The sequence below is a fragment of the Kitasatospora nipponensis genome, from assembly GCF_039528135.1.
GTDB classification, from domain to species: domain Bacteria; phylum Actinomycetota; class Actinomycetes; order Streptomycetales; family Streptomycetaceae; genus Kitasatospora; species Kitasatospora nipponensis.
This window is the reverse complement of sequence record NZ_BAAALF010000966.1, coordinates 1-573: the sequence shown is the minus strand read 5'-3', so window position 1 is coordinate 573 and position 573 is coordinate 1. Positions and strand designations below refer to the sequence as shown.

General features: G+C 69.3%; 1 pseudogene. It reads left to right on the top strand.

The features are described from left to right. Nucleotides 1-573 (top strand): annotated as a pseudogene (locus ABD323_RS44345) (SARP family transcriptional regulator); the annotation flags it as partial.

Genomic DNA, 573 nt, shown 5'->3' with positions numbered 1-573 from the left:
CGATCGCCCTGTTCCGTCACCTGGTCGGCCAGGAGCGAACCGACGACATCGCCCAGGTCGGCGACATCGTCGCGCGCTTGGGCCAGTTACCGCTCGCTCTCGCGATCGGGGCCGCCCGCCTCAAGGGCAGACCGACCTGGACCCTGGAGCGCCTGGCCCGCCGACTGGCCCGCGAGCCCGGCCGCCTGGGTGAGATCCGGAAGGAATTCCGTGACGTGGCACGGGTGTTCGAGATGTCGTACCTGGCCCTCAGTGGGGATCAGCGCTCGGGATTTCGTCGTCTCGGCCTGCACCCGGGGCCGGATTTCGGCTCCTTCGAGGCCGAGGCCCTGATCGGCAGACCGGGCGGCCAATCCGAGAGGATCATCGAAAGCCTGCTCAACTGCCACCTGCTGCAAGAGATCTCCCCCGACCGCTATCGCTTCCACGACCTGCTCGGCGAGTACGCGCGCACCCTGGCCCAACGCGAGGAGCCCACCGGCGAACGCGAGGCAGCCGTCCGCCGCTTGGTTCTCACCTGTATCCGGCTCGCCGACCAGGCCGATCGCATCCTCTACCCCGGCCGACCCAGGC